At 62.4% G+C, this 26,275-nt stretch carries 18 protein-coding genes; 7 read left to right on the top strand and 11 right to left on the bottom strand.

The features are described 5' to 3' along the window. Positions 1-89: 89 nt before the first annotated feature. The 3 genes from DVJ77_RS07940 to DVJ77_RS07950 are packed head-to-tail and all read right to left on the bottom strand — an operon-like array spanning position 90 to position 1,410. Positions 90-470 (bottom strand): tautomerase family protein, encoded by a 381-nt coding sequence (locus DVJ77_RS07940; RefSeq protein ID WP_114844951.1) that lies wholly within the window; start codon positions 468-470, stop codon positions 90-92. A gap of 41 nt (positions 471-511) precedes the next feature. Further along, the gene (locus tag DVJ77_RS07945; RefSeq protein ID WP_114844952.1) at positions 512-1,084 is read right to left on the bottom strand and encodes a DUF4865 family protein; all 573 of its coding nucleotides are present in this window, start codon (positions 1,082-1,084) and stop codon (positions 512-514) included. Then, on the bottom strand, positions 1,081-1,410 hold the full coding sequence (locus DVJ77_RS07950; RefSeq protein ID WP_114844953.1) for a carboxymuconolactone decarboxylase family protein: 330 nt from the start codon (positions 1,408-1,410) through the stop codon (positions 1,081-1,083). Before DVJ77_RS07950 ends, DVJ77_RS07945 begins: the two co-directional genes overlap by 4 nt. 105 nt (positions 1,411-1,515) lie before the next feature. On the opposite strand from DVJ77_RS07950, the gene DVJ77_RS07955 reads away from it, so the two are divergent. The 6 genes from DVJ77_RS07955 (at position 1,516) to DVJ77_RS07980 (ending at position 9,315) form a co-directional block, all read left to right on the top strand. Then, the gene (locus DVJ77_RS07955; protein WP_114845293.1) at positions 1,516-2,412 is read left to right on the top strand and encodes a LysR substrate-binding domain-containing protein; all 897 of its coding nucleotides are present in this window, start codon (positions 1,516-1,518) and stop codon (positions 2,410-2,412) included. A gap of 94 nt (positions 2,413-2,506) precedes the next feature. Then, positions 2,507-4,357 carry a monovalent cation:proton antiporter-2 (CPA2) family protein gene (locus DVJ77_RS07960; protein ID WP_114844954.1) on the top strand — a complete coding sequence of 617 codons (1,851 nt, stop codon included), beginning with the start codon at positions 2,507-2,509 and terminating at the stop codon, positions 4,355-4,357. Positions 4,358-4,593: 236 nt separating this feature from the next. Then, positions 4,594-5,706 (top strand): glycosyltransferase family 9 protein, encoded by a 1,113-nt coding sequence (locus tag DVJ77_RS07965; RefSeq protein ID WP_114844955.1) that lies wholly within the window; start codon positions 4,594-4,596, stop codon positions 5,704-5,706. 24 nt (positions 5,707-5,730) lie between these two features. Continuing rightward, positions 5,731-6,825 carry a glycosyltransferase family 9 protein gene (locus tag DVJ77_RS07970; RefSeq protein ID WP_225427895.1) on the top strand — a complete coding sequence of 365 codons (1,095 nt, stop codon included), beginning with the start codon at positions 5,731-5,733 and terminating at the stop codon, positions 6,823-6,825. 105 nt (positions 6,826-6,930) lie between these two features. Beyond that, positions 6,931-8,121: a tetratricopeptide repeat protein gene (locus DVJ77_RS07975; RefSeq protein ID WP_114844956.1), complete on the top strand. Its 1,191-nt coding sequence runs from the start codon at positions 6,931-6,933 to the stop codon at positions 8,119-8,121. 84 nt (positions 8,122-8,205) lie between these two features. Next, a complete protein-coding gene (locus DVJ77_RS07980; RefSeq protein ID WP_114844957.1) occupies positions 8,206-9,315 on the top strand; it encodes a polysaccharide deacetylase family protein in 1,110 nt (369 codons plus the stop codon). A gap of 82 nt (positions 9,316-9,397) precedes the next feature. Here DVJ77_RS07980 and DVJ77_RS07985 read toward each other — a convergent pair whose 3' ends face one another. Both DVJ77_RS07985 and DVJ77_RS07990 read right to left on the bottom strand, forming a co-directional pair. Continuing rightward, positions 9,398-12,862, bottom strand: a complete 3,465-nt coding sequence (locus tag DVJ77_RS07985) for an ankyrin repeat domain-containing protein (RefSeq protein WP_114844958.1) — start codon at positions 12,860-12,862, stop codon at positions 9,398-9,400. An 85-nt stretch (positions 12,863-12,947) separates the two neighbouring features. After that, positions 12,948-13,241 (bottom strand): YcgL domain-containing protein, encoded by a 294-nt coding sequence (locus DVJ77_RS07990; protein WP_114844959.1) that lies wholly within the window; start codon positions 13,239-13,241, stop codon positions 12,948-12,950. A gap of 412 nt (positions 13,242-13,653) precedes the next feature. On the opposite strand from DVJ77_RS07990, the gene DVJ77_RS07995 reads away from it, so the two are divergent. Beyond that, a complete protein-coding gene (locus DVJ77_RS07995; RefSeq protein WP_114844960.1) occupies positions 13,654-15,090 on the top strand; it encodes an OmpP1/FadL family transporter in 1,437 nt (478 codons plus the stop codon). Positions 15,091-15,172: 82 nt separating this feature from the next. Here DVJ77_RS07995 and DVJ77_RS08000 read toward each other — a convergent pair whose 3' ends face one another. The 6 genes from DVJ77_RS08000 to putA all read right to left on the bottom strand — a co-directional run bounded on the left by DVJ77_RS08000 (position 15,173) and on the right by putA (position 26,124). After that, positions 15,173-16,579, bottom strand: coding sequence for a coniferyl aldehyde dehydrogenase (locus tag DVJ77_RS08000; protein WP_114844961.1), 1,407 nt, complete (start codon positions 16,577-16,579; stop codon positions 15,173-15,175). A gap of 30 nt (positions 16,580-16,609) precedes the next feature. Beyond that, the gene (locus tag DVJ77_RS08005) at positions 16,610-19,066 is read right to left on the bottom strand and encodes a TonB-dependent receptor (protein ID WP_114844962.1); all 2,457 of its coding nucleotides are present in this window, start codon (positions 19,064-19,066) and stop codon (positions 16,610-16,612) included. 78 nt (positions 19,067-19,144) lie between these two features. Further along, on the bottom strand, positions 19,145-20,395 hold the full coding sequence (locus tag DVJ77_RS08010; RefSeq protein ID WP_225427896.1) for an SO2930 family diheme c-type cytochrome: 1,251 nt from the start codon (positions 20,393-20,395) through the stop codon (positions 19,145-19,147). Further along, the gene (locus DVJ77_RS08015; protein WP_114844963.1) at positions 20,341-21,591 is read right to left on the bottom strand and encodes a parallel beta-helix domain-containing protein; all 1,251 of its coding nucleotides are present in this window, start codon (positions 21,589-21,591) and stop codon (positions 20,341-20,343) included. Before DVJ77_RS08015 ends, DVJ77_RS08010 begins: the two co-directional genes overlap by 55 nt. Before the next feature lie 132 nt (positions 21,592-21,723). Continuing rightward, positions 21,724-22,827, bottom strand: a complete 1,104-nt coding sequence (locus DVJ77_RS08020) for an AraC family transcriptional regulator (protein ID WP_225427897.1) — start codon at positions 22,825-22,827, stop codon at positions 21,724-21,726. A gap of 144 nt (positions 22,828-22,971) precedes the next feature. Beyond that, positions 22,972-26,124, bottom strand: a complete 3,153-nt coding sequence (gene putA / locus DVJ77_RS08025) for a bifunctional proline dehydrogenase/L-glutamate gamma-semialdehyde dehydrogenase PutA (protein ID WP_114844965.1) — start codon at positions 26,122-26,124, stop codon at positions 22,972-22,974. Positions 26,125-26,275: the final 151 nt, after the last annotated feature.

The raw sequence follows: 26,275 nt of genomic DNA on the forward strand, positions 1-26,275 counted from the left end.
GATTCGCTTGTTCAAGCAATGCCGTCTTCTGTTGACGGCACTGACCCGGAGCAGCGTGTGCCGCGATCGACTAAGTCCATCGCACTTCATCAAGCGTACTGTGCAATGCCATTGCCGAATGACCAATTCTCTTTTGCCGTCTCCAGCAAGTTGATGAAAAGGTCTTGCGGCCGCAGTCCCGGATCGGCTGCGAGCAATTCGGCCATGCGCCGATACAGCGCCTGCTTCTGCTCCACCGTGCGCGTGTTATTGCAAGTGATTTGCACGATCACCAGATCGTCGCTACGTTCGATATCCAGATAATTCTTGTCGTAGTCGAATGCGTCGGCGTCGTACTGGTCGACCAAGATAAAGCGGTCGTTCTCGGGCACGTTGAAGGTTTCGCGCATGGCGCGATAGACGCCGTTGCGCAGGGCGGCAAGCTGTTGTGGCGATTTGCCACGGCGCAGAGCAATGCGGACGAGAGGCATGGGGATTCCTGTTGCAGTGATGTTGGTGGAGAAAGAATCGATCAGTTCTTTGCGTTCGGCATCGATATATGGCCGACGTCATACATCTGCCGGCCTTCGCTGGCGAGATCGGCACGTGGTTCGCCCCATAGACGAAAGCGTACTAGCGTCCAATGGGCCGGCTCGTACGCGGTGACCGTGCCGAGTGCCCCGTCGGCAAGGTCTCGCTGTGCGACATCGCGTTCTTGGTGCTGCCATTCGTCGAGCGCGGCATAAGCGGGTATGGCGACGATTTCGCGCGTTGCGCATACCGCTTTGGGTAGATCCGGCGACAAGCTGGCCTGCCACACCGACCAGGTCTGCACCGATGGCCAGCCGAACGATTGAGTGAGCGCGGCGAAACCATCGCTGCCGAGAAAATCATTCATGCCATCGCTGTTCTGCCATAGATAGAACGGCGCATACAGGTTGTCTTGGCTGGGTAGCCCCGGCTTGCTGCGGTCGGCACTGAGATAGGCCTTGAACAGCAGGTTGGGGAAGTTATCCAGCAAATGACCTTTGCTGGCGATGCGCTGCCGGATGATGGCCATGTCGTAGTCGGCCGGCAGTACGAAGCTGTACTGCATCGCGATCATGGCCTACTCGCTCCTGCGCTCAGCGTGCGCAGCACGTTCACCGCCGATACCGCGGCCGGCCAGCCGGCGTAGAAGGCGAGATGGGTAATCAATTCGACCAGCTCGTCATGGCCGATGCCGTTGTCCAACGCGCGGCGCAAGTGAAACGGCAACTGCTCGGTGCGGTTCAGGGCGATAAGCGTCGCCACGGTTGCCAGGCTGCGATCACGTGGAGATAAGCCAGGGCGTTCCCAGATATCGCCAAATAGAACCTGGTCGGTCAGTTCCGCCAGCTTGGGGGCTATGTCGCCCATCGCCTGCTGGGCGAGATTCGTTGTTTTATCCATGGGAATGCCTCCGGGTCTTGAACAGGCGCTAAAGGTAGCGCGACAATTCAATCCTGAAAATTGGTAAATATGGAATTGACCATCCATAAAAACGGGATGATTGCCATGCGCCGTGTAACCTTTGACCTCGATGTATTGCGTAGCTTCGCGTTGGGTATGGAACTGGGCAGTTTCGCCAAGGCAGCCGACCGGCTGGGACGCTCCACCTCGGCGGTGAGCGCGCAGCTCAAGAAACTGGAAGATCAGGCCGGTACCCCGATACTGCGGCGGCTTGGTCGTGGCATGGCGCTGACCGAGGCCGGCGAAACCATGCTGGCCTACGCGCATCGCCTGCTCGACCTCAACGATGAGGCCGCCGTGGCGATTCACGGCGGCGAGCTGGAAGGTTGGATCCGTCTTGGCCTGCAGGAGGATTTTGGCGAGGCCCTGTTGCCCCAGGTGCTGGGGCGTTTCGCGCGGGCTCATCCAAAGGTACGGATCGAAGCGCGAATCGCACGTAATGCCGAGTTGCTGGAGCGCATCAGCTCGGGTCGCCTGGATCTTGCGCTTGCCTGGGATGCCGGGGCGGGCTCGGCGCATCTCGAACGTATCGGGGAGGTGCCGATGTGCTGGATCGGACCGGCTGACGAGCCGGTCGGCTGGCATCGCGACAGCGGCGAGCCGTTGCCCCTGGTGGCGCTGGAGGCGCCGTGTCTGCTGCGAACCGCCGCGACGGCGGCGCTCGATCGCGCAGGGATTCCCTGGCGAATGTCATTTACCAGCGCGAGCCTGGCGGGTATCTGGGCAGCGGTAGCGGCCGGTTTGGGTGTGGCCTTGCGCACGACCGTCGGCCTGCCGGGCAGCGTGCATGCACTGGCGCATGCCGACCTCGAGCTTCCACCGCTGCCGATGCTTGGCTTGGCCCTGCACCGCGCCGAAGCCGAGCCGACCCCCGCCGTTGCGCGTTTGGCTGACATCATGCTGCAGAGTCTGCAGCAGCTTTCCGAGTTTGGCCGCGCATGATGGCGCCATGGATGGCGAGCGGCGCGTGATCCGACCTTCGTGGAGTCGCGCACGCATGGAATAATCCCATTCTTCCGAGCGGAGCCGTGCGCACATGGACAATCATCATTTTCTACAGACTGCGCTGGTGTTCTTGCTGGCGACCGTGATTGCGGTGCCGTTGACCAAGCGCTTTCGACTGGGCGCGGTGCTGGGTTATTTGATCGCCGGCGTGGTGATCGGTCCGCAGTTGCTGAGTTTGGTCGGCGATACCGCGGGTATTGCCACCATCTCCGAGTTCGGCGTCGTACTGATGCTGTTCGTCATCGGCCTGGAGCTATCGCCGCAGCGCTTGTGGGTGATGCGGCGCGCGGTGTTCGGCACCGGCCTGTTGCAGGTACTCAGTTGCAGTCTGGTCATCGGCCTGGCGAGCTATTACCTGTTTGGTCTCGCTATTCATGCCGCGGCGATCATCGGCGGCAGCCTGGCGTTGTCGTCCACCGCGTTCGGTTTGCAGATTCTGGCCGAGCGTAAAGAAGCCGGTTCGGCTTATGGACGGCAGGCCTTCGCGATCTTGCTGTTTCAAGACCTGGCGGCGATTCCCCTGATCGCCGCGGTGCCCTTGCTGGCCAGTTCCGATTCGCCGCATGGTTTCGATCTACAGCAAAGTCTGCGCACGCTGGGAGCCATCGTGGCGGTGGTGGTCGGTGGCCGTTATCTATTGCGGCCGGTCTTTCGTTTTGTCGCGCGAGCCAAGGCGGTCGAGGTTTCCACGGCAACGGCGCTGCTGGTAGTGATGGGCACGGCCTGGTTGATGGAACTGGTCGGCGTGTCCTCGACCCTGGGCGCCTTTCTTGCCGGCGTGCTGCTGGCCGATTCGGAATATCGACACGAGCTGGAATCGCACCTCGAACCGTTTAAAGGTTTGCTGCTGGGCTTGTTCTTTATCAGCGTAGGCATGTCGATGGATGTGTCGCTGCTCTTGCATCAACCCTTGCAAGTGTTGGCGCTGGTGCTGGCGGTATTGCTGGTGAAGGGCGTATTGCTATGGCCGCTGGGGCGGGTGGTTGGCATGCTCAATCGTGCCGATGCGCTACGACTGGCGGTGCTGCTGGCTTGTGGCGGCGAGTTTGCTTTCGTGGTTCTCAAGCAGGCCGACGAACAGCATTTGATAAGCTTGCCGCAACACGGCTTGTTGGTGCTGGCGATTACCTTGTCGATGGCCTTGACGCCGCTGCTGGTGATGCTGGTGGCGAAGTTGTTCGATGTCAGCGCGAAGAAATCGACGCGCGAGTACGACGAAATCAATACCGAGGCGCCGCGCGTCATCATTGCCGGCTTCGGCCGGGTCGGACAGATTGTCGGCCGCGTGCTGCGTGCGCAGCGCATTCCTTTTGTCGCGCTGGAATCGTCGGTGGAACAGATGGATACGCTACGTCGTTTCGATACCAAGCGTAATTTCAATAACACCTCGCTGTTCTTCGGCGATCCGGCACGCCCGGACATGCTGCGCGCCGCGCAAGCGGACAAGGCCGAGGTGTTTGTGCTGGCCACGGATGACCCTGAGGCGAATCTGCGGATTGCCCGGCTGGTGCGGCGGCAGTACCCGCATTTGAAGCTGATTGCGCGCGCACGCAATCGCCAGCACAGCTTCAAGCTGATGGACCTGGGTGTGGATGAGCCGGTGCGCGAGACCTTTTACTCCAGCCTCAAGATGACGCGAAAAACACTGGAGGCGCTGGGTCTATCGAGCGAACTGGCCGCCGATCGGGTAGAGCGGTTCCGCCAGCACGACATCAAAGTGCTCAAGGCGCAGTACCTGGTGTTCGACGACGAGACACGTTTGGTGCAAACCTCGCAGGAAGCGCTCAACGATTTGCTGCATTTGTTTGATGCCGATGACGAACCCAGTGCGGAGCGCGAGCGCGAAAAGACCACGCCTGAGCCGCTGTCCGATCAAGGTTAGATGCGGCAAAGTTAGATGCGGCCGTAATTAGATGCTTCTGTAACAACCCCCGTAGTGCGCAGGTTGTAGGCTCTGACTGCAGGGGCGGTGTGCCGGGATGGCGCCGTGTGTCGCAAAAATTTGCGTGTGAGTTCGTGAGTCATCGCATTTCTACGCAGGTTGGCGTAGCAAAGCGGGCGATAAGTGAAATCAGTCATACAGGGAGTTGACTACATGCTTTTTATCCATGGGTGACCATGTCCATATCGCATAGCCCGGTGGTGATCCGTTTCGGTCGCCTCGGCGACATCTTGTTGCTGCAGCCTTTGCTGCAAGAGCTGCATCGGCGCTATGGCATGCCGTGCCGCCTGCTGGCGGTAGGCACATGGCCGGCGCCGCTCTATGCGAAGCAGCCAGAGGTCGGCGAAGTCATTGCCTTGGAGGCGGCGCATCGGCCCTTGTTATTGAGCGTGCAGCGTTGTCGCGCCGTGCTGGCGCTGCGGCGGATGCGCGATGCGCCGTTTTACATCTGCGAACCCGAGCCGCGTGCGTTGGCCAAAATACGCCGCATGCTGGCCTTGGCCGGTGTTGCCCAAGATCACTGCGTGTTTATCACCGAGACCTCGGCGATGAGCGAGGTGCACTGGGTCGATCGAATGCTGGCCTTTGGCATGCATACGCCGAAGGCGTTCACCGCGGTGGCCAAGCCCGCCGCCGCGACCGTAGCGGCGCCTCGATTACAGGTATGTGCTGCCGAGTGTGCGGACCTCGATCATTGGCTGGATACCCATGGCTTGCGCGGCCATCCGTTAGTGCTGCTGCAACCGGCGAACAAACGCACCATACGCTGGAGCGGTGTACGTCACGCCGCCGACGACGATAAATCCTGGCCGGTCGAGCGCTGGGCGGCGCTGACGCAGGCTGTTCTAGCGCGGCGGCCGGATGCCCGCGTGCTGCTGTGCGGTTCACCGGCCGAGGCGGCCTATCTGGAAACGATACGCATCGCCTGCGGCGATCCAGCGGTCATAACCGTCGCGGGAGAATTGCCGCTTGGTCGACTCAAAGCGTTGCTATCGATAGCCCACAGCATGATTTCGGTGGATACCGGGCCGGCCCATATCGCCGCTGCGGTGGGTTGCCCGCTGGTCGTGCTGTTCGGCTCCGGCTCGCCTTTGCAATGGATGCCGCGCAGCGCATGCCAAAGTGCGGTGAGCGCGCTTGGTGGGCCGCCGCTCAGTCGGCGTGTGGATGCCATTACCTTGGCGCAAGTCATCGTGGCGTGGCAGCAGTTACCGCCGCGTGCATTAAATATCGCGGAGGCTGTATACCAATCTGCAGGCACGGGCGTTATGGATCACTCCGCCGGCTAGTTCGGCTGATGCAGCATAGATCACATGCAAGACATGGCACTCGCCCAAGTTCCGTCCAGCCGCGCCGTACAACCTGCTCTCAGCCCTGTGGTGATTCGCTTCGGTCGTCTGGGCGACACGGTGCTGCTGCAGCCGCTGCTACATAAATTGCATCTGCGTTACGGCCGGCCGTGCCGATTGCTGGCGCTGGGGGGCTGGCCGCCGGCGCTCTATGCAGGGCAACGCGATGTGTCCAGGGTGATTACCTTCCGTACCCAGCACCGACCCTTATGGATGAGTCCGCTGCGATTGCGCGCGGCTCTCGCGTTGCGGAGCATGCGTGAGGCGCCGTTCTACATCTGCGAGCCGGAGCTGCGTACGCAAACCAAAGTGCGCCCGATGCTGGCGCTCGCCGGCATCCCGGCCGAGCACTGCGTCTTTATTGAAAATACGCCGTTGCAGCAAGACGAGCATTGGGCCGATTGGCTGGTGCGCTTTGCTGAAACGACGCCGGCGGCTTTTCGCCAAACGCATGGACAGACCATCGCGTCCGTGCGCGCAGCGCCACAGTTACAGGCCAGTGCGGACGAGCGTAATCATTGCGACGCCTGGTTGTATGCGCGCGGCTTGAATGACAGCCCGTTGGTGCTACTGCAGCCAGCCAACAAACGCACCATGCGCTGGAACGGCGTGCGCAAAGGCGCGGACGACGACAAATCGTGGCCGGTTTCCCGTTGGGCTGCGCTGGCACGCGCCATCATCGATCGGCTACCCGGCGTGCGGGTACTGCTTTGCGGTGCGCCGGCCGAGGCTCGCTATCTCGATTCGATCCAGCAGGCTGCCGCTCATGCCGCGGTTTCGGTCGCTGCGGCCGATTTGCCGCTGGGCCGTTTGCGCGCCTTGCTCGAAGTCGCGCACAGCATGGTGTCGGTAGATACCGGGCCGGCTCATCTGGCCGCTGCGATGGGATGTCCCCTGGTGGTGCTGTTTGGTGCGCGATCGCCCTCGCAATGGGCGCCGCGCAGCGCGCGCGACAGTGCGGTCTCTGTGCTGGGCGGGCTGCCATCGATCCATCGCGTGGATGAAATCGAAACGGCCCAAGTGGTGGATGCCTGGCATCGGTTGCCGTTGCGTCGGTAGCCGTGGCGACTTGCCCGCAATCGGACACAATCCGGTAAGGTAAACGCCCGTTCATATAGCCAATATGCGCGGCAACATCCCTCCTCTAACGCAAGGAAGCGCTTTATGTTCCGCTCTCCCGTCTTGCCCGTGGTTGCTCTGCTGTGCGCGTTCGGTACTCCTGCGGTGTATGCCGAGCAGTTGTCGGTGCAGGTTCTCAGCGCGACAGTCAAAGACCAGAAGATCGAAAGCGCTAACGTGATCGTGCAGAAAAACGGCGCTCGTTCGGTGCAGACGACGACCGATGTGCAAGGTCATGCAGGCTTGGTCAGCGAGTTTGCCGATGACGCCAACGCGCTAATCATCGTGAAAAAGCCGGGCTACTCCGATCTGGTCGCCAAATGTCCTTGCGCGGGTATGACCTATGCGCTCAGTCCGGTGATGCAAAGCCTCGACGGCATGCGCATCGTGCTCACCTGGGGCGCCAAGCCGAGCGATCTGGACTCGCACCTGGTGTACCCCGGCGGCAACATCTATTTCGGTAAAAAGGTCGGCCCAGATGCCAACCTCGATGTCGACAACACCCAGAGCTACGGTCCCGAGACGATTACCGTCGAGCGCAAGCACGCCGGTCAGACCTATGTTTATGCGGTGCACGACTACAGCGATCGCGGTCGTCAATTCACTACGGCGCTGTCCAACAGTCAGGCCAAGATCCATGTCTATGTCGGCGAATCGCTGGTACGCACCTATTACGTGCCGACCGGTAAGCAGGGCAATTTGTGGACGGTGTTCCGCATTACCGGCGAGGGTGAGTTTCAAGACATCAACACGCTTAGCGGTGTGACGGTCGATGACCCGGCTGACGTGCTGGGCCAGATCGATCATTACAGCGATGAACACACGATGGTGGTTGCGGCCAATCAAGTCATTGACGAAGCCAGTGCCCGCACGCTCAATGCACAAGGCGAGCGGGCGTATCACGCGGGTGATTTGAACGGTGCCATCGATGCCGTGCGTCGTGCGGTCGATGCCGACCCGAACTACGGCCAGGCTTATAGCAATCTTGGTCTGTTCTATCAGAAGGCCGGTCGCAGTGCCGAGGCGATCTGGGCCGCGCGCAAGGCTATTGCGCTGGCCAGTGGCGCCACTGCCGCTACGGTACGTGCGAGTTCCTTCTACAACATTGGACGTCTCTATGAAGACGCCGGTGACCTGCAGCAGGCATTGGACAACTACCAGTCGGCCAAGCAGTCGAAGGCCAACCCGGTCTATGACAAGGCGATCGAACGCGTTCGCACCAAGCAGGCGCATTGAATCGAATGATCGTTTTTCACGGGGCCGCCATGCGGCCCCGTTCGCATATCCAAGGAATTCGCGATGCGCTCATGCTGGTTAATCATGTCGTCTTTGTTGTTGAGTTTCGCCGCGCATGCTGCCGGACCACAGGCGGTGGCAGCACCGGAGCGTGACCTTTGGCCTGATTCATTGGGTTCTAATGCGGGTTTCGACCGAGCCTCGCGCGCCGAGTTGCTCGTTTTCGGTCACGTATTGGCTGAAAGCGAAAGCATCGATGCGGCGACGCTGGCGACCCGTTTGAAGATCAAGCAGGTCGATGAGGCTTCGGTAGCGCGTCTACGCAACCAATGGTGGCAACGTTTGGCGGTGAACTACCAGGCCGCGGCGGCAGGGTGCGCAGCCAAGGAGCCGTTCTGTTTGCCGGTGCATGACTTGGGTGGTTTTCGCAAGGCGGCAACGGCGTTTGCCGGAGCTGGGGATGCGCGTTATGCGCCCTGGTATGACAACGCGCTGAAATTTCATCGCACCTATCTCGATGAGCTGCTGCGCCTGGCCGCCTTGTTTCCGCGTACCAATAGTGAGGTCGATGTTTTCTCGCCGCGGGAGATCACCGGCAGCGACTGGCCTGATCGTCACTTTCAGTTGAGCTTCGATGACGGCCCCACGGCGATCGGTGGCGGAACGGATCGGCTGCTGGATATGCTGCGCGAGCATCAACTGCACGCGGTGTTTTTTGTCCTGGGTGAGCGCTTGCAGCCGCGCTTGGAGGCGGGCGGCCGCGATGCGATGGCCCAAGCTTATAAGGGCATGTGCGTGGGTTCGCACGGTTGGGAACATAAATCGCACAGCAGTTGGCCGCAGTGGCAGGATTCGGTAAGCCGCAGCACGGCGCTGATACGCACACAGTTGCCGGAGGTGCAGACGCCTTTATTTCGTCCGCCTTATGGCCAGCGCCGTGCCGACAGCGGCGCATTCTTCGATGCCCAGGGCCTGCGCGTAGCGCTATGGAATATCGACTCGCAAGACTGGAGCAGCAAGGTCGACGCCGATCAAGTCAGTCAACGCGTGCTGACGTTGATGCTGCTGTGGCGGCGTGGCGTGATTCTGTTTCACGACGTGCACAACAAGGCGCAGCAGGCGGTGCCGTGGTTGTTGCAGCAGACGCGCGATAGTGGCGTGGTGTGGGCCGATTGCCATGAGTTGGCTGGCTGAGGCGAGCTTTTGCTTTCGCTCCTCCCCCTGCGTGCAGGGGGAGGCTGGGAGGGGGTGAAGGCCCTTAACGCCAACCCGCCGCTCAATCCGCCGGTTGCGCCGGCTGCCGCAGCATTTGCCGCACGCTGGGAATGGCGCCGCTGCGTGCGGTCAATTCATGCGCGATATCGATATAGCCGAGTTGGCGCGCTACATCGGCGGCGGTGCGGCCGAACGCATCGACGGCGTTGCGATCGGCGCCCCGTGCCAGCAATACCCGTGCAGGTGGCAGCAACGCATGCATGGCGCAGGCGTGCAGGGCGGTAACACCGCGTTTGTCGGCATGTTCCAGTTGCGCGCCGGCATCCAGCAGCACCGGCAGCAGGGCGCCGATATGCGTGGCATCGCAGGCGCTGCCAGGGCGCTCTTGCGCGCCAAGCAAGAGCAACAGTGGCGTGGTGCCTTCGTTGTCGGCGCGGTTGATGCCGGCCTCGCGCTTGAGCAGGGTGTCGAATAAGCGATGCGCGCGCAGGCTATCGTTGTGCTCAAAGCCAAACTGCGCGGCGGCGTGCAGTGCGCTATGGCCGCGTGCGTCGACGGCGTTGATGTCGGCGCCGGCATCGAGCAGTTTCTCGACGATCTCTGGATACCCCATGCTGGCGGCCACCATCAATGCGGTGGCTTCGCTGGGCAGGCGCTGGTCGGCGTTGACGCCGCGTTCCAGCAGTAGCGTGACCAGTGCCTCGCGCCGCGCCGCGACGGCGGCGGCCAGCGGCGTCATGCCATTGGTGGCCGTCAAGGCAGGATCGGCGCCGGCGTCAAGCAGACGCGCGGCGACCTCGCGATGGCCTGCACCGCAGGCATGCAACAACGCGCTGACCCCTTTGTGGTCGCGGGTGTCTACCGGAAAACCTAGCTCTAGCAAGCGTTCCACCGCGACCAGTGCACCGGTGGTCGCGGCAGCGGGCAGGTCGTCGGCGCGCAGCGGGCGACGCGGCCGCGGCCATTCGCCCCAGTTGAGCCAGCGCTCGATCTCGCTGTGCTCCAGCGACAGGCCCAGCGGGGTGACTCCATTGGCATCGACAGCTTCGGGGTCGGCGCCGTGCGCGATCAATGCACGCACGAACGGCAGCGCTTTTTCACCATGCTCAAGCGCGGCGAACAGCGGCGTGTGGCCGTTGGGGTCGCGGGTATTGGGATTGCAGCCGCGATTGAGCAAGGCCTGCAGTAGCGGTAGCTGGCCATTGATGACGGCCAGATGCAGCGGCGTGCGTTCACGTGCGTCGGGGCCGAAAGGATCGGCGCCGCGTTCGAGCAGAGCCAGCGGCAGTGCGGCGTCTTGGGCGCCCTCGTTCAGCCGCAGCAGTGCTTGCGCCAGCAAGCCGGCACCGGCCGGGCTGGCGCCGGCCTGGAGCAGATCGTCGATCGCCTCGGTCGACGCCGGCAGTTGCTGCAACAAGGCGTCGAACAGGCGCCGGCCCAGCGGTGCGGGCGACGGTTCGGTGGCATGGACGGTTTCCGCATCATCGATGAGCTGCGCCTGCAGGCGTGCCTCGGGACTCAACGCGTGATCGAGCAGCCAGCGACGGGCCATGCTTTGCCCGGCGGCGGACAGTTCGAGATAGAGCTGTGCCAACTGGGCTTGCGGCCAGTCGCGGACGCGATGGACGAAGGTGGAGACGATGGCCCAATGACCGAAGCGCAAGGCGTCGAGCAGATGCGCCGGCGTGTCGGCGCCTTCGGGTAGTGCGTCCAAACTGAGGTTGGCCGGCAACGGGGTTTCTGGATCGAGCAGGGCGACAAGATCCCAGCGGCCGGCGGCGGCGGCGTGGTCGAGCGCGCTGCGGCCATTGCTGCCGGTGGCTTTGGGTTCGGCGCCGAGTGCGATCAGCGCGCGCACGGTTTCGGCGTGGGCATGCGGCGATTGGCAGGCCAGGGTCAGGGCGTCGCGGCCGTGGCTGTCGCGCGCGCGCGCATCGGGTTGCGCTTCAGCCAGCAACTGCACGATGCCGACCGCGCCGGCACGCGCGGCTTCCATCAAGGCGGTGCTGCCGTGACGGTCGGTCAGCGTGACATCGGCGCCGGCGTTGCGCAGCACGCGGGCGATTTGTTCGTGGCCTTCGGCGGCGGCGGTCATCAGTGCGCTGCGATGGCGCGCGTCTACCGCATTCACGGCGGCACGATGCTTGAGCAGCAGTTTCACGCCTTCGACATCGTCGTCGGCGATGCCTGCCGCGGCGACCAGGGCGGGTTCGCCATCGGGCGGGGTCGGCTTGGCGCCGTGTTCCAGCAGAAATTTCACCAGCGGCCAATTGGCGGCGTGGCAAGCCGCCGCCAGCGGACTGATGCCGGCACGGTTCAGTACGTTGGTGGGTGCCGCGGCGTCCAGCAGCATGGCCGCGACAATCGGCTCGGCGCTAAGCGCCGCACCGTGCAATGAGCTGTTGCCTTGCGTGTCGGTGGCGAGTGGGTTGGCGCCGTTGGCCAGCAGGGTCATCACCGCTTCGGCGCGTCCATGCCGGCTGTCGCGGGTGGCGGCCAGCAAGGGCGTGAGGCCGCCGCTGGCTCGGTTCACATCGGCGCCTTTGGCGATCAGCGCGCGTAGCAGGCGCGTATCGGGCAAGAGCGCGGCGAGCATGAGTACCGGACGCTGATCGCGGTCGCCGGTGGCTGGCGCGGTATTCGGATCGGCACCGGCTTCGACCAGCGCGATAGCGCGCTCGATGTCGCTTTCGCGAGTAGCTCGGAGCAGTGCCTGCGCCTGCTCCGGGGTGCCGGCGGTGCGTTCTTCTTCGCTTAATTGCGGCGGCAGGGTGGCCGTTGCCGGTGGGCGAGGCTGGTCAGTGCTGTCAGCCCGACGGCGCAAGGGTGTGCGGTTTTCGCAGAGCAGGGCGCGCAAGGTGCGATTGGCGATCACCAGGCAACCCAGCGGCAGCAGCACCACGCCGTACAGCACCAGTGCGCTGATGCGCAGCTCGTTCGGCAATGCGCCGTAAAGGCCGGTCAGCGTGATGGCGCCAAACGCCAGCACCAGCAGCGCCAGCGCGGCCGGCAAGAAATGGGTGAAAAAACGCTCTTCGCGCGACAGGTGCCGGCCGAAGGCCATGCTGCGTGCCGTGGCGGTGAAGATCCACGAGCCATCGCTTTTTGCGGGATAAGCGTCGTCCCATACGAAGACCAGGCCGAATGCCGGCCATATGCGCCACAAGGCGGTGAGCGCAAGCACCAGGGCCGCAGCCAGCATCAAGGTAGCGCCGAGGCCGTGCTCCTGGTTGAGTTTCAACATGGGCCAGGCGATCAACAGAAACACCAGGGCGACATAACCGGTAAACATCACCAGATGCGCTGCGCCTCGACGTAACACGGTGCGGCCAAAACGCGGCTCGGGATCAAAGCCGATCGCATGGCAAACCGCTGCCATGGTCAGTGCGTTGGCAGCCAGTAGCGGGATCAGGGCCAGTGGATGCGCGCCGAGCGCGGCGAGCGCCACGGCGATCAAACCGGGCACGAACCAGGCAAGGGCTTTGAGGAGGGTTGGCGGGCGGCGGCGCGATTTGGGTTCGGACATGGGCGGCAGTATAGGAATCGTCCGACGATCAGACGGTAATCCTTTGTTAACAGAGATCAGCTAGGCGATCGGCGAGTAGAGCGGTTTAGTGACTGCGGTCGCTCTGCGGAGCGCTTTTATAGGCGAGGTGATTGGCACTCGCGAGGGTTTCTTTCGGCGGTAGCTGCAGATGCCAGCCTTGGTTGCGCAGGTGCGTCAGCACTTGCCGGGCATCCTCCTGCGGCAGGCGACGCTGTTCGCTCAGTTCCATTTCCATCACGAAGCGCAAACCGCCGAGCAACTGCGCCAATGACTCCGACATCACGTTGAAGTCATCACGCTTGGCTAACCATAGATACGTGTCGGCCTTGCGCAGGCTGGCATAGACGAAACAATGCATAGGTGAGTACCCGACAGCGACGAAAAGCGCTGGACGCACAAGCGTCGGCGCAGGCAGTAAAGCGTAACAGCCTGCGGCCCTAAGCGGGGCGGGGTAAACATGCGTGCAGTACGAGGAAGTGAAGCCAGCATTAAGTCGTTGCGCGGACTTTTAACGTTGAAAATACAAGTGGCAAAAACGGTGGGTGGCGCCGCCACGGCCCACTCCCGCGATCTTCCGACATTGATGAGGCAACGGCAGGCAACGAACCCTATCCACCACGAAATTGCTGCAACTGCACTTGCATGCCTTTATCCGAGGCGGCACAGTGCCGGCCAGGGGTATCAAACGCGCGTATGAATCCAGCCTGCGGTCAAGCCCCAGCCCCTCGCAAGATATTCGAGCCGGATCAACGATAAGCAGGAGCAAATCGATGCAGATGTCTTTCCCAAACATATCGCGTGTTGCGCACCCGTTCGCGGTTGCCGCACTGAGCCTGGCTATCGTTGGCGCCCTGGCTGCGCCGCGCAATGCACAAGCCAGTGCCTTCCAGCTCAAAGAAAACAGTGCCAAGAGCATGGGCCGCGCCTTTGCCGGCTCCGCCACCGCCGGTGGCGACGCCTCGGTCGCGGTCAACAACCCGGCCGCGATGACCGAGCTCAAAGGCACTTATTTCCAGGCCGATGTCACCGCCATCAACTTCAGCACCAAGTTCAGCGGTTCGGCCCATGACGCTTTGGGTCGTCCGATCAGCGGCGGTAACGGCGGCGATGCCGGCACCACGCTGCCGGTGCCGGCGTTGTTTGTCGTCACTCAGCTTGGCGACCGTTGGCATATCGGTGGCGGCCTCTCGGTGCCGTTCGGTTTCCAGACCGAATACGACAATAACTGGGTCGGTCGCTACAACGGCATCAAGTCCAAGTTCGAGTCCTACGACGCCACACTGTCGCTGTCGTATGACATTACTGACACCTTCGCCGTGGGCGTCAGCGGTATTGCGCAGAAGACTGCGGCCGAACTGACCAGCGCGATCAACTACAACATGGTCGGCCTGGGCGTGATCCAGCAAGCTGCCGCGGCCGGCAAGATCAGTCCGGCGCAAGCCGGGGCGCTGGCACAGCAGGTCAGCGCGATCGTGCCGCAGGGTTCGGATGGCACCGCCCGCATCAAGGGCGACGACTGGGCCTACGGCTATCAGGTCGGTGCCTTCTGGAAGCTGACCCCCAACGACAAGTTCGCCTTCAACTACCGCGGCAAGATCTCGCACACGATCGAAGGCACCGGCAACTTCACCGTGCCGACCAATGTGCAGGCCTTGCTGAGCAATCCGACCGTTGGTGCCTTGCTTGGCGGCGGTGTGCCGTTCCAGCACACGACCGGCACGGCTGCCTTCGCGACGCCGGCCACGGCAGGTTTGAGCTTCTGGCACCAGGACGAGAAATTCGGCCTCGGTATGGATCTGTCCTGGACCCAGTGGAGCGAGTTCAAGAAGCTCCAGGTGAATTTTGCCAACTCGGCGCAGCCGCCGAGCGCAGAAAACTACCAGTGGAAAAACTCCTGGTTCGCGTCGATCGGTGGCGATTACTACCTCGACGACAAGATCACCCTGCGTAGCGGTATCGCCATCGACACCACGCCGACCCATGCCTCCACCCGCAGCCCGCGCGTGCCCGATTCGACTCGCAAGTGGCTTGCCTTCGGTGTGGGTTACAAGGCCAGCAAGAACTTTGAGTTGAATGCGTCCTACGTGCATGTCTTCGTCAACAGCGCGCATATGAATGGCGCCGTTAGCTCGACCGGCGATGTGCTGACTGGCGAATCGGATGATTACGGCAACCTGCTGAGCATCTCGGCGCAGTACAAGTTCTAAGCAATAACGTCGTCACGCGACGCTGCAGAAAACAAAACCTCCCCGTGCAAGCGGGGAGGTTTTTTTATGGTCCGGTTGTGTTTCAGCCGTGCCGCAGCAGCAACTTCAGCATGCGCCGAAAGCGCGCGCCATAAGGCGGATTGAGCAGGCCGGCGCCGTTGAGTCGGGCCTGGTGAAATACCGGCTTGATATGCGAGAAGGTGCGAAAACCGGCTTCGCCATGATAGCCGCCGATACCCGATGGGCCGACGCCGCCAAAAGCCAGGCCATGCTGGGCGATGTGATACAGCGTGTCGTTGACGGTGACACCGCCGGCCTGGGTGTGCGACAGCACGCGTTCGACCGTCGCCCGATCGTGCTCGAACAGATACAGCGCCAACGGATGTGGATGAGCGTTGATGTAGGCGATGGCTTCGTCCACGGTGTCGTAGGGCACCAGCGGGAGCAACGGGCCGAAGATTTCTTCTTGCATCACGGCCATGTCGTCGCGCACACCGGTCAGCAAGGCCGGCGGAAGTAGCCGACGTGCCGGCTCGTCGATGGCTTCACTGAGCGATTCCAGGCGGGCGCCGGCTGCGACCGCGCCATCGCGCAGCGCGAGCAATCGTTGATATTGCCGATCTGAGGCGATGCTGGCGTATTGTGCGTTGCTCTTCAGCGCCGGATACAGGCGCGCGAGGGTGCTGCGCGCGGTGGCCGTGAAATCTCCGATGTGTTCGCGCGGTAGCAAGACATAGTCGGGGGCGATGCAGGTTTGACCGGCGTTGAACATCTTGCCGATGAGGATGCGCTCCACCGCGTGATCCATGCGTGCGCCGGGGCCGATGATGGCGGGCGATTTGCCGCCCAACTCTAGCGTCACCGGGGTCAAGTTGGCGGCGGCGGCGCGCATCACGTGGCGGCCTACGGCGGTGGAGCCGGTGAACAACAAATGATCGAATGGCAGGGCGACGAAAGCTTGCGCCACCTCGGCATCGCCGTTCACTACGTGGACTTCGTCGGCGTTGAAATAGCGCGCGATGAGTTGCGCGAACAAGGTCGAGAAAGCCGGCGTGTATTCGCTCATCTTGACCATGACGCGATTGCCGGCGGCCAGTGCGTCGATCATCGGGCCGGTGGCCAGATAAAGCGGGTAGTTCCATGGCACGACAATGCCGACCACCCCTAACGGCTGTGGCCGCTGCTCGATGCGCGCCGGTAGAAAGGCCATGCCGGCGAACCGTCGCCGGGGCTTCATCCAGCGGCGGCCATGACGCAACGTATGGCGGATCGCGGAGAGGCTGGGAAATATTTCGAGCAGCTCGGTTTCTTCGCTGGGCCGGCAGCCAAAATCCGTATGGATAGCGGCGGCGATATCGGCGCGATGCTCGATGATGAGTGTCTGTAGCGCACGCAGCCGTGCGGCGCGTGCCGGCCATGCCGGCAACGGCGCGCGCGCATGTGCCTCGCGCATCCGTTGCAGGCATTGGGTGGGTGTGCTGTTACTCATCTTGATCTCGACCTCATGGCGAACGGGCTCTTAAAACTTGGCGCGTAACTCGACCCCCCACATACGTGGCGGTGTGATCGAAGCATACGGTGTACCAAAGACCGTGGCGCTGATGTTATCGATGCCGGTCACATAGCGACGATTGAACAGGTTGTTGACGAACAAGGCAGCACCCCAGCGATTGCCTGCCGAGCTCCAGTCCAGCCGTGCATCGGTGCGCTGGGTTGCCGTGCCGATCCGAAAGTTCGGGCTGGCCGAGCACTGGCCTTGCAGTTGCGAATCGGTATTGCAGCGTGCGCGACCGCGATAGGCCTGCGACAGGTTGAAGTCGAGGTTGCCGTTGAGCACGTTGTGCCAGCTATAGGTCAGTCCGCCGGCAAAGGAGAATCGTGGTTCGCCGGTAGGTTGTCCGCTCAGGTCGGCGCCGGAATCGGCATGTGCTTTGCGATAAGTGGCATCGATATAACTGCCGACCAGATTGAGCTTGAGCGCATCTACCGGCTGCCAGAGGGCCTCGAATTCCAGGCCCTTGGCTTCCTGGTTTGCACTATTGACCAGGTAGCGCGGCACGCCCGAGCCGGCACTGTTGGGGTCCAGCACCAAGGATTGCTTGTTGTCGTAACGGTAGTAGTAGACCGAGGCATTGAGCAGCAGGTTTTGTTCGGGGAACAGCGTTTTCACGCCAGCCTCGTAGTTAATGACTTTCTCGGGCGCAAAGCGCGAACCGACCTGCACGCTGTTGAAGCCGCCGGCCTTATAACCCTTGGTGACCGAGGCGTAGCCCATTACGTCGGGGGTGAACTTATAGTCCACGACTACACGCGGGCTGAGGTTGTTCCAGGTGTTCTTGTATTGCACCGGCGTGCCTATGGCGTCGGTGAAAATAACGTTGTTGCCGAAGGCGGCCAAGGCGGCCTGGGCATCGGGCGGCAGCATGCCGATGACGCCCGCTTGATTGAGTGCCTGCACGGTAGCGTCGAACTGGTCGGCGCGACGCGGCATGTTGTACCAGGAGAAGGTCTTCTGGTCGCGCGTGTAACGGATGCCGGTGGTGATGTTGAAGCGATCGTTGATATGCCAGATCACATCGCCAAACGCCGCATAGGCCTTGAAGTGACCGATATTGCTGATCGCTTCATGCCATGGATCGCCGAGCAAGCTATAGGGCAGGCCCATCGCGGCCAGGCCGTTGCTGATATCGGTCAGCGGAGTGCCTGCGCCCATCACGTTTTGCGCGATGGTGTCGATGCTGTCGGTATAGGTATTGGTCTGGCTGGTTTGCCGCGCTTGCTCTTGGTAATAGCTGATGCCGCCGACCCAGTCGGCGATGCCTGTGTTGCCGGAAAGTTTGAACTCCTGATACCAACTGTTGTTGTGCTCGACATTGGTGGTATCGAGATACGAGGTGATGCGATTGGTGCCGTCGTAGTCACCGCGATTGAAGGTGTTGAAACCGCGCCAGGCCGTGGTGGAAACCAGGCTGCCCCAACTGAACGAGTGGTCGAGTGACAGCGTGACGCCGTCGAATCGGCGTGTTTCGGCGGCACCGACGGCATCGTTGAAGAGTGGCGCATGCAGCGGGTTGAGATACGTTGACGGGTCAGGCGGAAACGGCGGGCGCTGGCTGGGATCGCCAGGCATCGGGATCAGGCCGATCGCCGGGTGTGGCGGTTGCTTGAGTTTTTCGTGATCCCACGACAGCAGCACGCGGGTATCGGGGGTGATGTTCCAGCGCAACACGGCGCGGGTGCCCCAATCGTCGTCCTTGCCGTAATGCTTGCCAGTGGCGGCGTCTTTGATCCAGCCGTTGCTCTGGTTGTCCAGCACGCTGAAACGGAAGGCCATGTCCTGGTTGATCGGGATGTTCAACAAGGCATCGGCATAGCGCTTGCCATAGTTGCCAAGGCGCACGCGGGCCTTACCTTCGAAGCGGTCGCTGGGCTCATTGGTAATGATGGAGATCGCGCCGGCGGCGGCGTTGCGGCCGAACAAGGTGCCTTGCGGACCCTTCAATACTTCGATGCGCTGAATATCGTTGAAGGCGAGCAAGGCGCCACCGGAGCGCGCGGCATAAACACCGTTCACATACACGCCCACCGCCGATTCGGTGCCGATGCCGAAATCGCTGGTGGAGATGCCGCGCAGTTGATAGTTGGGCTGGGTCGGCTGCGTGGCACTCACCACCAGGCCAGGAATGAAGATGTCGATCTTGCTCAGATCGGTGGCCGTATGGGTGTCCATTTGCTGGGCAGTGAGGATTTGCAGCGGAATCGGTACGGCCTGCATTTCCTGACTGCGGCTTTGCGCGGTAACGGTGATATTGCCGAGCAGTTTGGCCTTGGCCGGGTCGGCGGCCTGGGGCTTGTCAGTGTCCGTACTGCTCTGCGGGTCGGCGGCCCATGCGGCATGCGTACCGCACAGCAATACCGTGCTTCCCAGTAGCAGCCTGCGCAAACAGGTGGTCAGCGGACGTTGACGAATGCTCATTCCGGTATCTCCCCTCAATCGTTGTCGTGACGCAATGCGATGAACTGTCTCCCCTGTCTGCAGGGAAGCGGCTCGCTTTTAATGGATCGTGATGCAGCTCCCCGACTGCTCCGCGATCCAGGCTTTGATAAGTGCCACCCCTTCACGATGCACCGTGCTGCGGCCGATCTCCGGCATCATTTCGCCGGGATCGGCCGATGCCATGCGATAGGGCAGGATCGAGTCGTCAGGCTTGCCCGGCACGATGTCGAAAAAGTGATCGCCGGTGCCGCGACCGGCGGCGACGGGTGGTTTGCAGACGCCTAGATGGCGATCCGCTGCTGCGCTTATGTCGAGCGTCAGCGCGGTTGTGTTTGCCGCACCTTTCGGGTTGTGGCAGTGGCCGCAATTGATGTCCAGGTAAGCGCGTGCACGTGCGTCGAGCGAGGCGTGGGTGTCCATCCAGTTGGCATTGCGCGGTGCCGAAGCCGGTGCTGGCGCGCCGCTGAGATAGCCCACCTTCATCAGATGTTCGAGCTGATTCTCGCTATCTTGGGCATAGCGGTAATCTCGGTTGAGATGACGTGCTTTCGGGCCGATGGGGTGGATTTTGCGGCTGATCCAATCTTGCGCATGGCAACTGGCGCACTGGCTTTCATCCGGCACGACGTAGTTGAAATCCTCACGTGTGCTGCCTGCGCCAACCAGGGTCAGCGGCAGCACCGCGCCGGTGCGCGCCAGGCTGGCCTCGGTTTGCGCATCGTTCCACACATAGGGCATGGCGGCCCAGCCATCGCTACGGCGCACCAGGATGCGTGTCTCGACCAGGTGCACTTGCGCCAGATCCAGGCCTTCGCCGGCGAAGTCGTGCGAGCTGTCGTAGCTGCGTGCGACATCGCTTGGGTTGCCGTCCTTGCCGCCAACTTTTGGGTAGTAGAAAGTCTTGCTGATGATGGTGCCGACTGGAAAATCGAAGGTATCGACGGGGTCGTATGTCGCCGACACGCCCTTGGGCATCCAGATCGTGCGCAGCTTATGCGCGTAGTCGGTGAACAAGGGCGTGTTGAGGTCATACGGCACCACGCCCTGGTTCAACACCAGTTTGCCGTCGCGTGCTTCCACCACATGCCAGTCGCTGAGCTTGAGTGGTCGCCCATCGGCTTGGAACGCCACCGGCTGCATCTGATTGCTGCATGCCGTCAGTAATAAAGCCGGCACCGCCAAGGCGAACATGATGAGTATGCGTAGCCACCGGTTTTTCGAAAACAAGGCCATCGAATCCACTTTCGTCAGCATCAGGTTTTCGGTGCCGGGTCCAGCACCACCGCCGGCAGCTTCGGCAGCGTGCATTGATAGGGCTTGGTGTCGGTGCTGGGGTTTTTGTAATCGTTGGGACCATCGGCATTGAGCACGCCGCTGGCGCCTTCGATACAAATGCGGTCATTCGCCGGCGGCAGTCCGTTCACTAGCGACTTGGCGTCTGCATAGCCGTCCCACAACACATCGGGGAAGTGGCCATTGAGGCCGTACACCGCGGTTTTCAGCACTTTGAACTTCATGCCGTCAGGCACATCGCCGCCACCGCTGAAGCGGTTGCCGTAGACGTAAATGCCCTTCGGGTACGGGTTGTAGTCGGCTGCAACACCCTTGGCGTTGTAGTAATTGGTCGAGAAGTAACTGGAAATAATGACGTTGGTGGTTTGATGGTTGGCAATGTCGTTGTCGAAGATCTCCACTTTGTCGTTGGAGTTCACCACCACGCCCGAGCCGCGCGGCACGCTGGCTACCGCTGCGCCCTTGGCGGCGAAATTGTCAGTGTTGTTGTCGAACACCTTGTTCTTGAATACGCGCGTGGCATAACCGGCCTGCGACAGATTGGGCATGTTGAACACCAGAATGCCGCCGGTGTTCTTGGTCGCGGTGTTTTCGTAGACGTCGGCATTGATCGAGTTCTCGATCTCGATGCCGGCGACGTTGAATTCGGCGCGATTGCGGCGCACCACGATGTTGTGCGATTGACCGACATAAATGCCGGCGTCGGAAGCGCCGATGACGACCGAGTCTTCGATCAGCACATTCTGCGTTTTCACCGGGTACAGGCCGTAGGCGCCGTTGCTGGTCTGCGGGCCGCCGGTCCACTCCACTCGCACGCCGCGAATGGTGATGTTCTTGCCTTGATTGATCTTCAGCGAATCGCCCTTGGTGTCTTCCAGGGCAAGGTTTTCGATAGTGAAGTCATTGGCATTGACGAGCAGCCCCTCGGGGCCGGACACCTGTCCCTTGAACGACAACACGGTCTTGTCCATGCCGGCGCCACGGATCGTGACGCCATCGGTGCGCAGGCTTAAACCACGGTTGAGGGCGTAGTGGCCGGCGGGAATCTCGATCACGCTGCCTGGCTTGGCATCCAGCAGTTGCTGTTGCAGTTTGGCCTGGAAGGTCAGGTCGCTTTGGTTTTGCGCGACAGGCTGGCCTTTACCGCAACCGGTTAGCGTCGCCCCCACAGCAATCGTCCCCAACGCAACGCATAGTAATTTCTTGCGCATGTGATTGAGCCTCCCCAGGCCTTGCGAATGCCGCGCGTCGGCGGCCAAGCCATCACTCTGGCTTAACTTATGTGGGCAGCGGGAGGGCGGCAGTAGCGCAAGAGGGGGGCAAAGCGGCCAACCTGGGTCCGATTACCTTGGTAGAACGTGGTCTCGCACGGGCCTGGCTTCTCGGCGTGCGCTTTGCGGCGAGATGCCGGTCCAGCGTTTAAATGCCCGGCGGAATTCGCGCGGATCGCTGAAGCCGAGTTCGCTACCGATATCGGCAACACTGAGTTGCTGGGCGCGTAGCAGTTCAAAAGCTCGTTCTGCGCGCACGCGGTCATGGATCTCACGGAATACGCGCCCGCTTTCGGCGAGTTTGCGGCGTAAGGAGCGTTCGCTGAGATGGAGCGTGCGGGCTACTTCGATCAGTCGTGGATGCTCGCGCAGGCGGCTGCGCAATAGTCGTTCGACCGAGCCGACGATTTCACCGTCATGGCTGCGTGCGCTTAGCTGCTGAGTACACAACGCCGAGGCTTGGCGCGAGGTCAGGGGGTTGTAACTGGGTAGTGGATGGGCCAGCCAGCTCGCATCGACGAGGATGCGGTTGTACGGCGCGCCGAAGCGTACCTCGCATTGGAACAGCGCACTGTATTGCTCGGCATAAGGCGGTGCGGGATAGGTCAGCTCCATGCGGATCGGCGTCAATGACTGGCCGATCAATTCACGGGCGATCGCCAGCGAGCTGGAAAACAGCTCCTCGCATAGAAACGGCAGCAGCTCGACTTCGCCAAAGCGCGGCCAGGTTTGCACCGCTACGCTGTGTTCGTCGATGACGGCGAAATCCACATCAAGCAGGCTGCCGCAGACGCGGTGGTTCTCAATGCCTACGCGCATGGCGTCGCCGAAGGTGCGCGAGGTCATCATTGCCAGGCCCAGCAGGCCAAAACTGCCGATGGTTTCGTTGCGGCCGATCGCCAACCCCAGGGCAGGTTCGCGCAAAGCATCGAGCGCGCGCAGGACCAAGGTGCGTGCTTGCCGATAAGAGACGCGCAAGGTGGGGTCGTTGAGTTGGGCGTGACTCAGCGAAAGTCCGCTGAACCACGAGTCGCAACAGATGCCGCGCGCACGCGCTCGTTCGATCAGGTGAACGGGGATATTCGGCGAGATGTCGGCCGCCAGATAGCGCGGATCGTGCTCATAGGGATGCGGCAGATGTCGAGCCGTTCTGCTGGCTGCCTGTGCCATGGACATGTCACCCCCCGATACCGGCCCCCGCCAGTTGCGCATGTTCTAGCACGTGTGATGCCGAGGTGGTTGGCGCGGTGCACCACCCCGCTTACCCCTCCCCACCCCTCCCCCGTGCGCAGGGGGGAGGGGTGGCAAAGCTGGGCAGAATTACTCGCCGATGGTCAGCAACGAAGCGTTGCCGCCGGCGGCCGTGGTGTTGATGGTGAGTGTGCGCTCGCCGGCGAAACGCAGCAGGTAGTGCGGGCCGCCGGCTTTCGGGCCGGTGCCGGACAGGCCTTCACCGCCGAACGGCTGCACGCCGACCACCGCGCCGATCTGATTGCGGTTGACGTAGCAGTTGCCGACGCGGGCACGGCTCTGGATGAACTCCACCGTGTCGTCGATGCGGCTATGGATGCCCAGCGTAAGGCCGTAACCCGTGGCGTTGATCTCGTCGACCACCTTGGCCAACTCGCTGGCTTTCCAGCGGATCAGGTGCAGTACCGGGCCGAACACTTCGCGTTGCAGCACACCGAGCGAGGCGATCTCGTAGGCGCGCGGAGCGAAGAAGGTGCCGTGACCGGTGAGCGCCGGATCAAGCGCCACTTCGCCGATCTTCTTGGCTTCTTTGTCCATGCGCGCGGCATGGTCGACCAGGAGTTTCTTGGCATCTTCGTCGATCACCGGGCCGACATCGGTCGAGAGCAGGCCGGGGTCGCCGACCTTCAGCTCGGCCATGGCGCCGGTCAGCATGGCGGCTACCTTGTCGGCGATGTCTTCCTGCACGAACAGCACGCGTGCGGCGGAGCAACGCTGGCCGGCGGACTGGAAGGCCGAAGCGATCACGTCTTTGACGATTTGCTCGGGCAGCGCCGAGGAGTCGGCGATCATCGCGTTCTGGCCACCGGTTTCGGCGATCAGCGCGGCAATCGGCGCATTACGCGCGGCCAGCGAGCGGTTGATGGCCCAGGCGGTGTCGGTAGAGCCGGTGAAGGCCACGCCGGCGATGCGCGGGTCGCGGGTCAGTGCGGCACCGACGGTGGCGCCGTCGCCGGGCAGGTATTGCAGCACGTCGGCCGGCACCCCGGCGTCGTGCAGCAGCTTCACCGCGGCATAGCCGATCAGCGAGGTCTGCTCGGCCGGCTTGGCGATGACGGCATTGCCGGCGGCGAGCGCGGCACTGACCTGGCCAAGAAAGATCGCCAGCGGGAAATTCCACGGGCTGATGCAGACGAACACGCCGCGACCGTTGAGAAATAGCTGGTTGCTTTCGCCGGTGGGGCCGGGCAACTGTTCTGGATGGCCAAACAGGCGGCGCGCCATGGTGGCGTAGTAGCGCAGAAAGTCGGCGGCCTCGCGGATCTCGGCGATCGCGTCGGGCACGCTCTTGCCGGCTTCGCGTACGCACAGCGCGATGAATTCGCCGCGACGGGCTTCGAGCTGTTCGGCGGCGTGTTCGAGGATCGCCGCACGACTGGCGGCGGGCAGGCGATCCCAGTTGTGGTGAGCGGCGACGGCATTGGCCAGCGCTTTATCCACGGTGCCGCTGTCGGCGGTGACGTAGCTGCCGACGACCTGGCGACGGTCGGCCGGGTTGGTCACCTGCACAGAGGCGCCGGTGCTGTTGGCGCCCGGCACCAGCGGGCTGGCGCTCCATGGCCCGGACTTCGCGGCAACCGCCTCGGCGAGGGCTTTCAGTTCGTTATCGTTGGCAAAGTTGACGCCCATGGAATTTTTCCGAAGTTCACCGTAGAGATTCACCGGCAGCGGGATGCGCGGGTGCGGGATAGAGGCAAAAGCACGAACGGTTTCGCAGGGGTCGGCAACGAGTTCGCGCACCGGCACGCTCTCGTCCACCACCCGATTGACGAAGCTGGTGTTGGCGCCGTTTTCGAGCAGGCGGCGCACCAGATAGGGCAGTAGATCTTCGTGGCTGCCGACCGGAGCGTACACGCGGCAAGGCACGTTCAAATTCTTCGCACCGATCACTTCGGCATAGAGATCCGTACCCATGCCGTGCAGGCGCTGATACTCATATGGACGTCCCTGCGCCAGGTGATGTACCGCGGCGATGGTGTGCGCGTTATGCGTAGCGAACTGCGGATAGATCAATGCGCTACCGGCGTTGAACAGGCGGTTGGCGCAGGCCAGATAAGACACGTCGGTGTTCGGCTTGCGGGTATACACCGGGTAACCGGGCAGGCCGTTTTCTTGCGCGCGCTTGATCTCGGCGTCCCAATACGCGCCCTTCACCAGGCGCACATACCAGCGGCGGCCACTGGCGCGGGCGGTTTCGACCAGCCAGTCGATCACGAACGGCGTGCGCTTGGCGTAGGCCTGCACCACGATGCCCAGGCCGTTCCAGCCCTCCAGCGAAGGATGCGCGAACACATCGCCGAGGATGTCCAGCGACAGCTCCAGGCGATCGGCCTCCTCGGCGTCTACCGACAGCGCGATGCCGTACTTCATCGCCAGTTGCGACAGCTCCAGCAACTTTTCGGTGAGCTCGCGGCGTGCACGGGCGCGGTTGGCCACTTCGTAGCGCGGATGCAGCGCGGACAGCTTGACCGAGATCGACGGCGCGTCGGTGTGATTGGCGAACGGCCCGCGCGCGCCGATGGCGGCAATCGCGTTGCGGTAGTCCTGCTGATAGCGCTCAGCCGTTTCGCTGGTCAGCGCCGACTCGCCCAGCATGTCGTAGGAATAGCGATACATCGCGTATTCCTTCTTTGCACAGCGGTCCAGCGCCTCGTTGATGGTGCGACCCATCACGAATTGATGCCCCATGATGCGCATGGCCTGACGCACGGCTAGACGGATAGCCGGCTCACCGGCCCGGCCGACCAGCCGGCGCAAGGCGCTGGCAAAGTCGTGGCGGGTGTCTTCGGCCAGGTTGACCAGCTTGCCGGTCAGCATCAGGCCCCAGGTGGAGGCGTTGACGAACAGCGACTCGCTTTGGCCGAGGTGCTTTTTCCAGTCGGCGTCGCCGAGCTTGTCGCGAATCAGCTTATCGGCGGTGGCCGAATCGGGGATGCGCAGCAGCGCTTCGGCCACGCACATCAGCAGCACGCCTTCCTCGGAAGAAAGGTCGTACTGGCGCATGAACGATTCGACCGCGCTTTGATCCTTGGCGCGGGTGCGTACCCGGCTGACTAGGTCGGCCGCGAGGTCGATCACTTTTTCGCGTTCGGCAGGCGCCAGCGTGGCCTGCGTGAGCAGGTCGTTGACCGCTTCGGTTTCGTCGCGCAGCCAGGCCGCCGTAATGCGCGCACGGGCCGGCTCGGTGCCGGTGGGGAGTTCGGAGAAGATGATCTGGCTCACAGCGGGGGAGTCATCCTGCGCAGGCGTGGGGTGAAGTGGGAGGTGAAGCGAAGCTGCCTAGTGTAATGTCGCCGGCGCGCCAAGCCATAGCAGGGGGTGTGGGTTGGTGCCCCGGATCTTTCTCTCTCCAATGGAATAGGACTTCTACTCT

The sequence above is a fragment of the Dyella tabacisoli genome (genome assembly GCF_003350925.1).
Taxonomy (GTDB): Bacteria; Pseudomonadota; Gammaproteobacteria; order Xanthomonadales; family Rhodanobacteraceae; genus Dyella_C; species Dyella_C tabacisoli.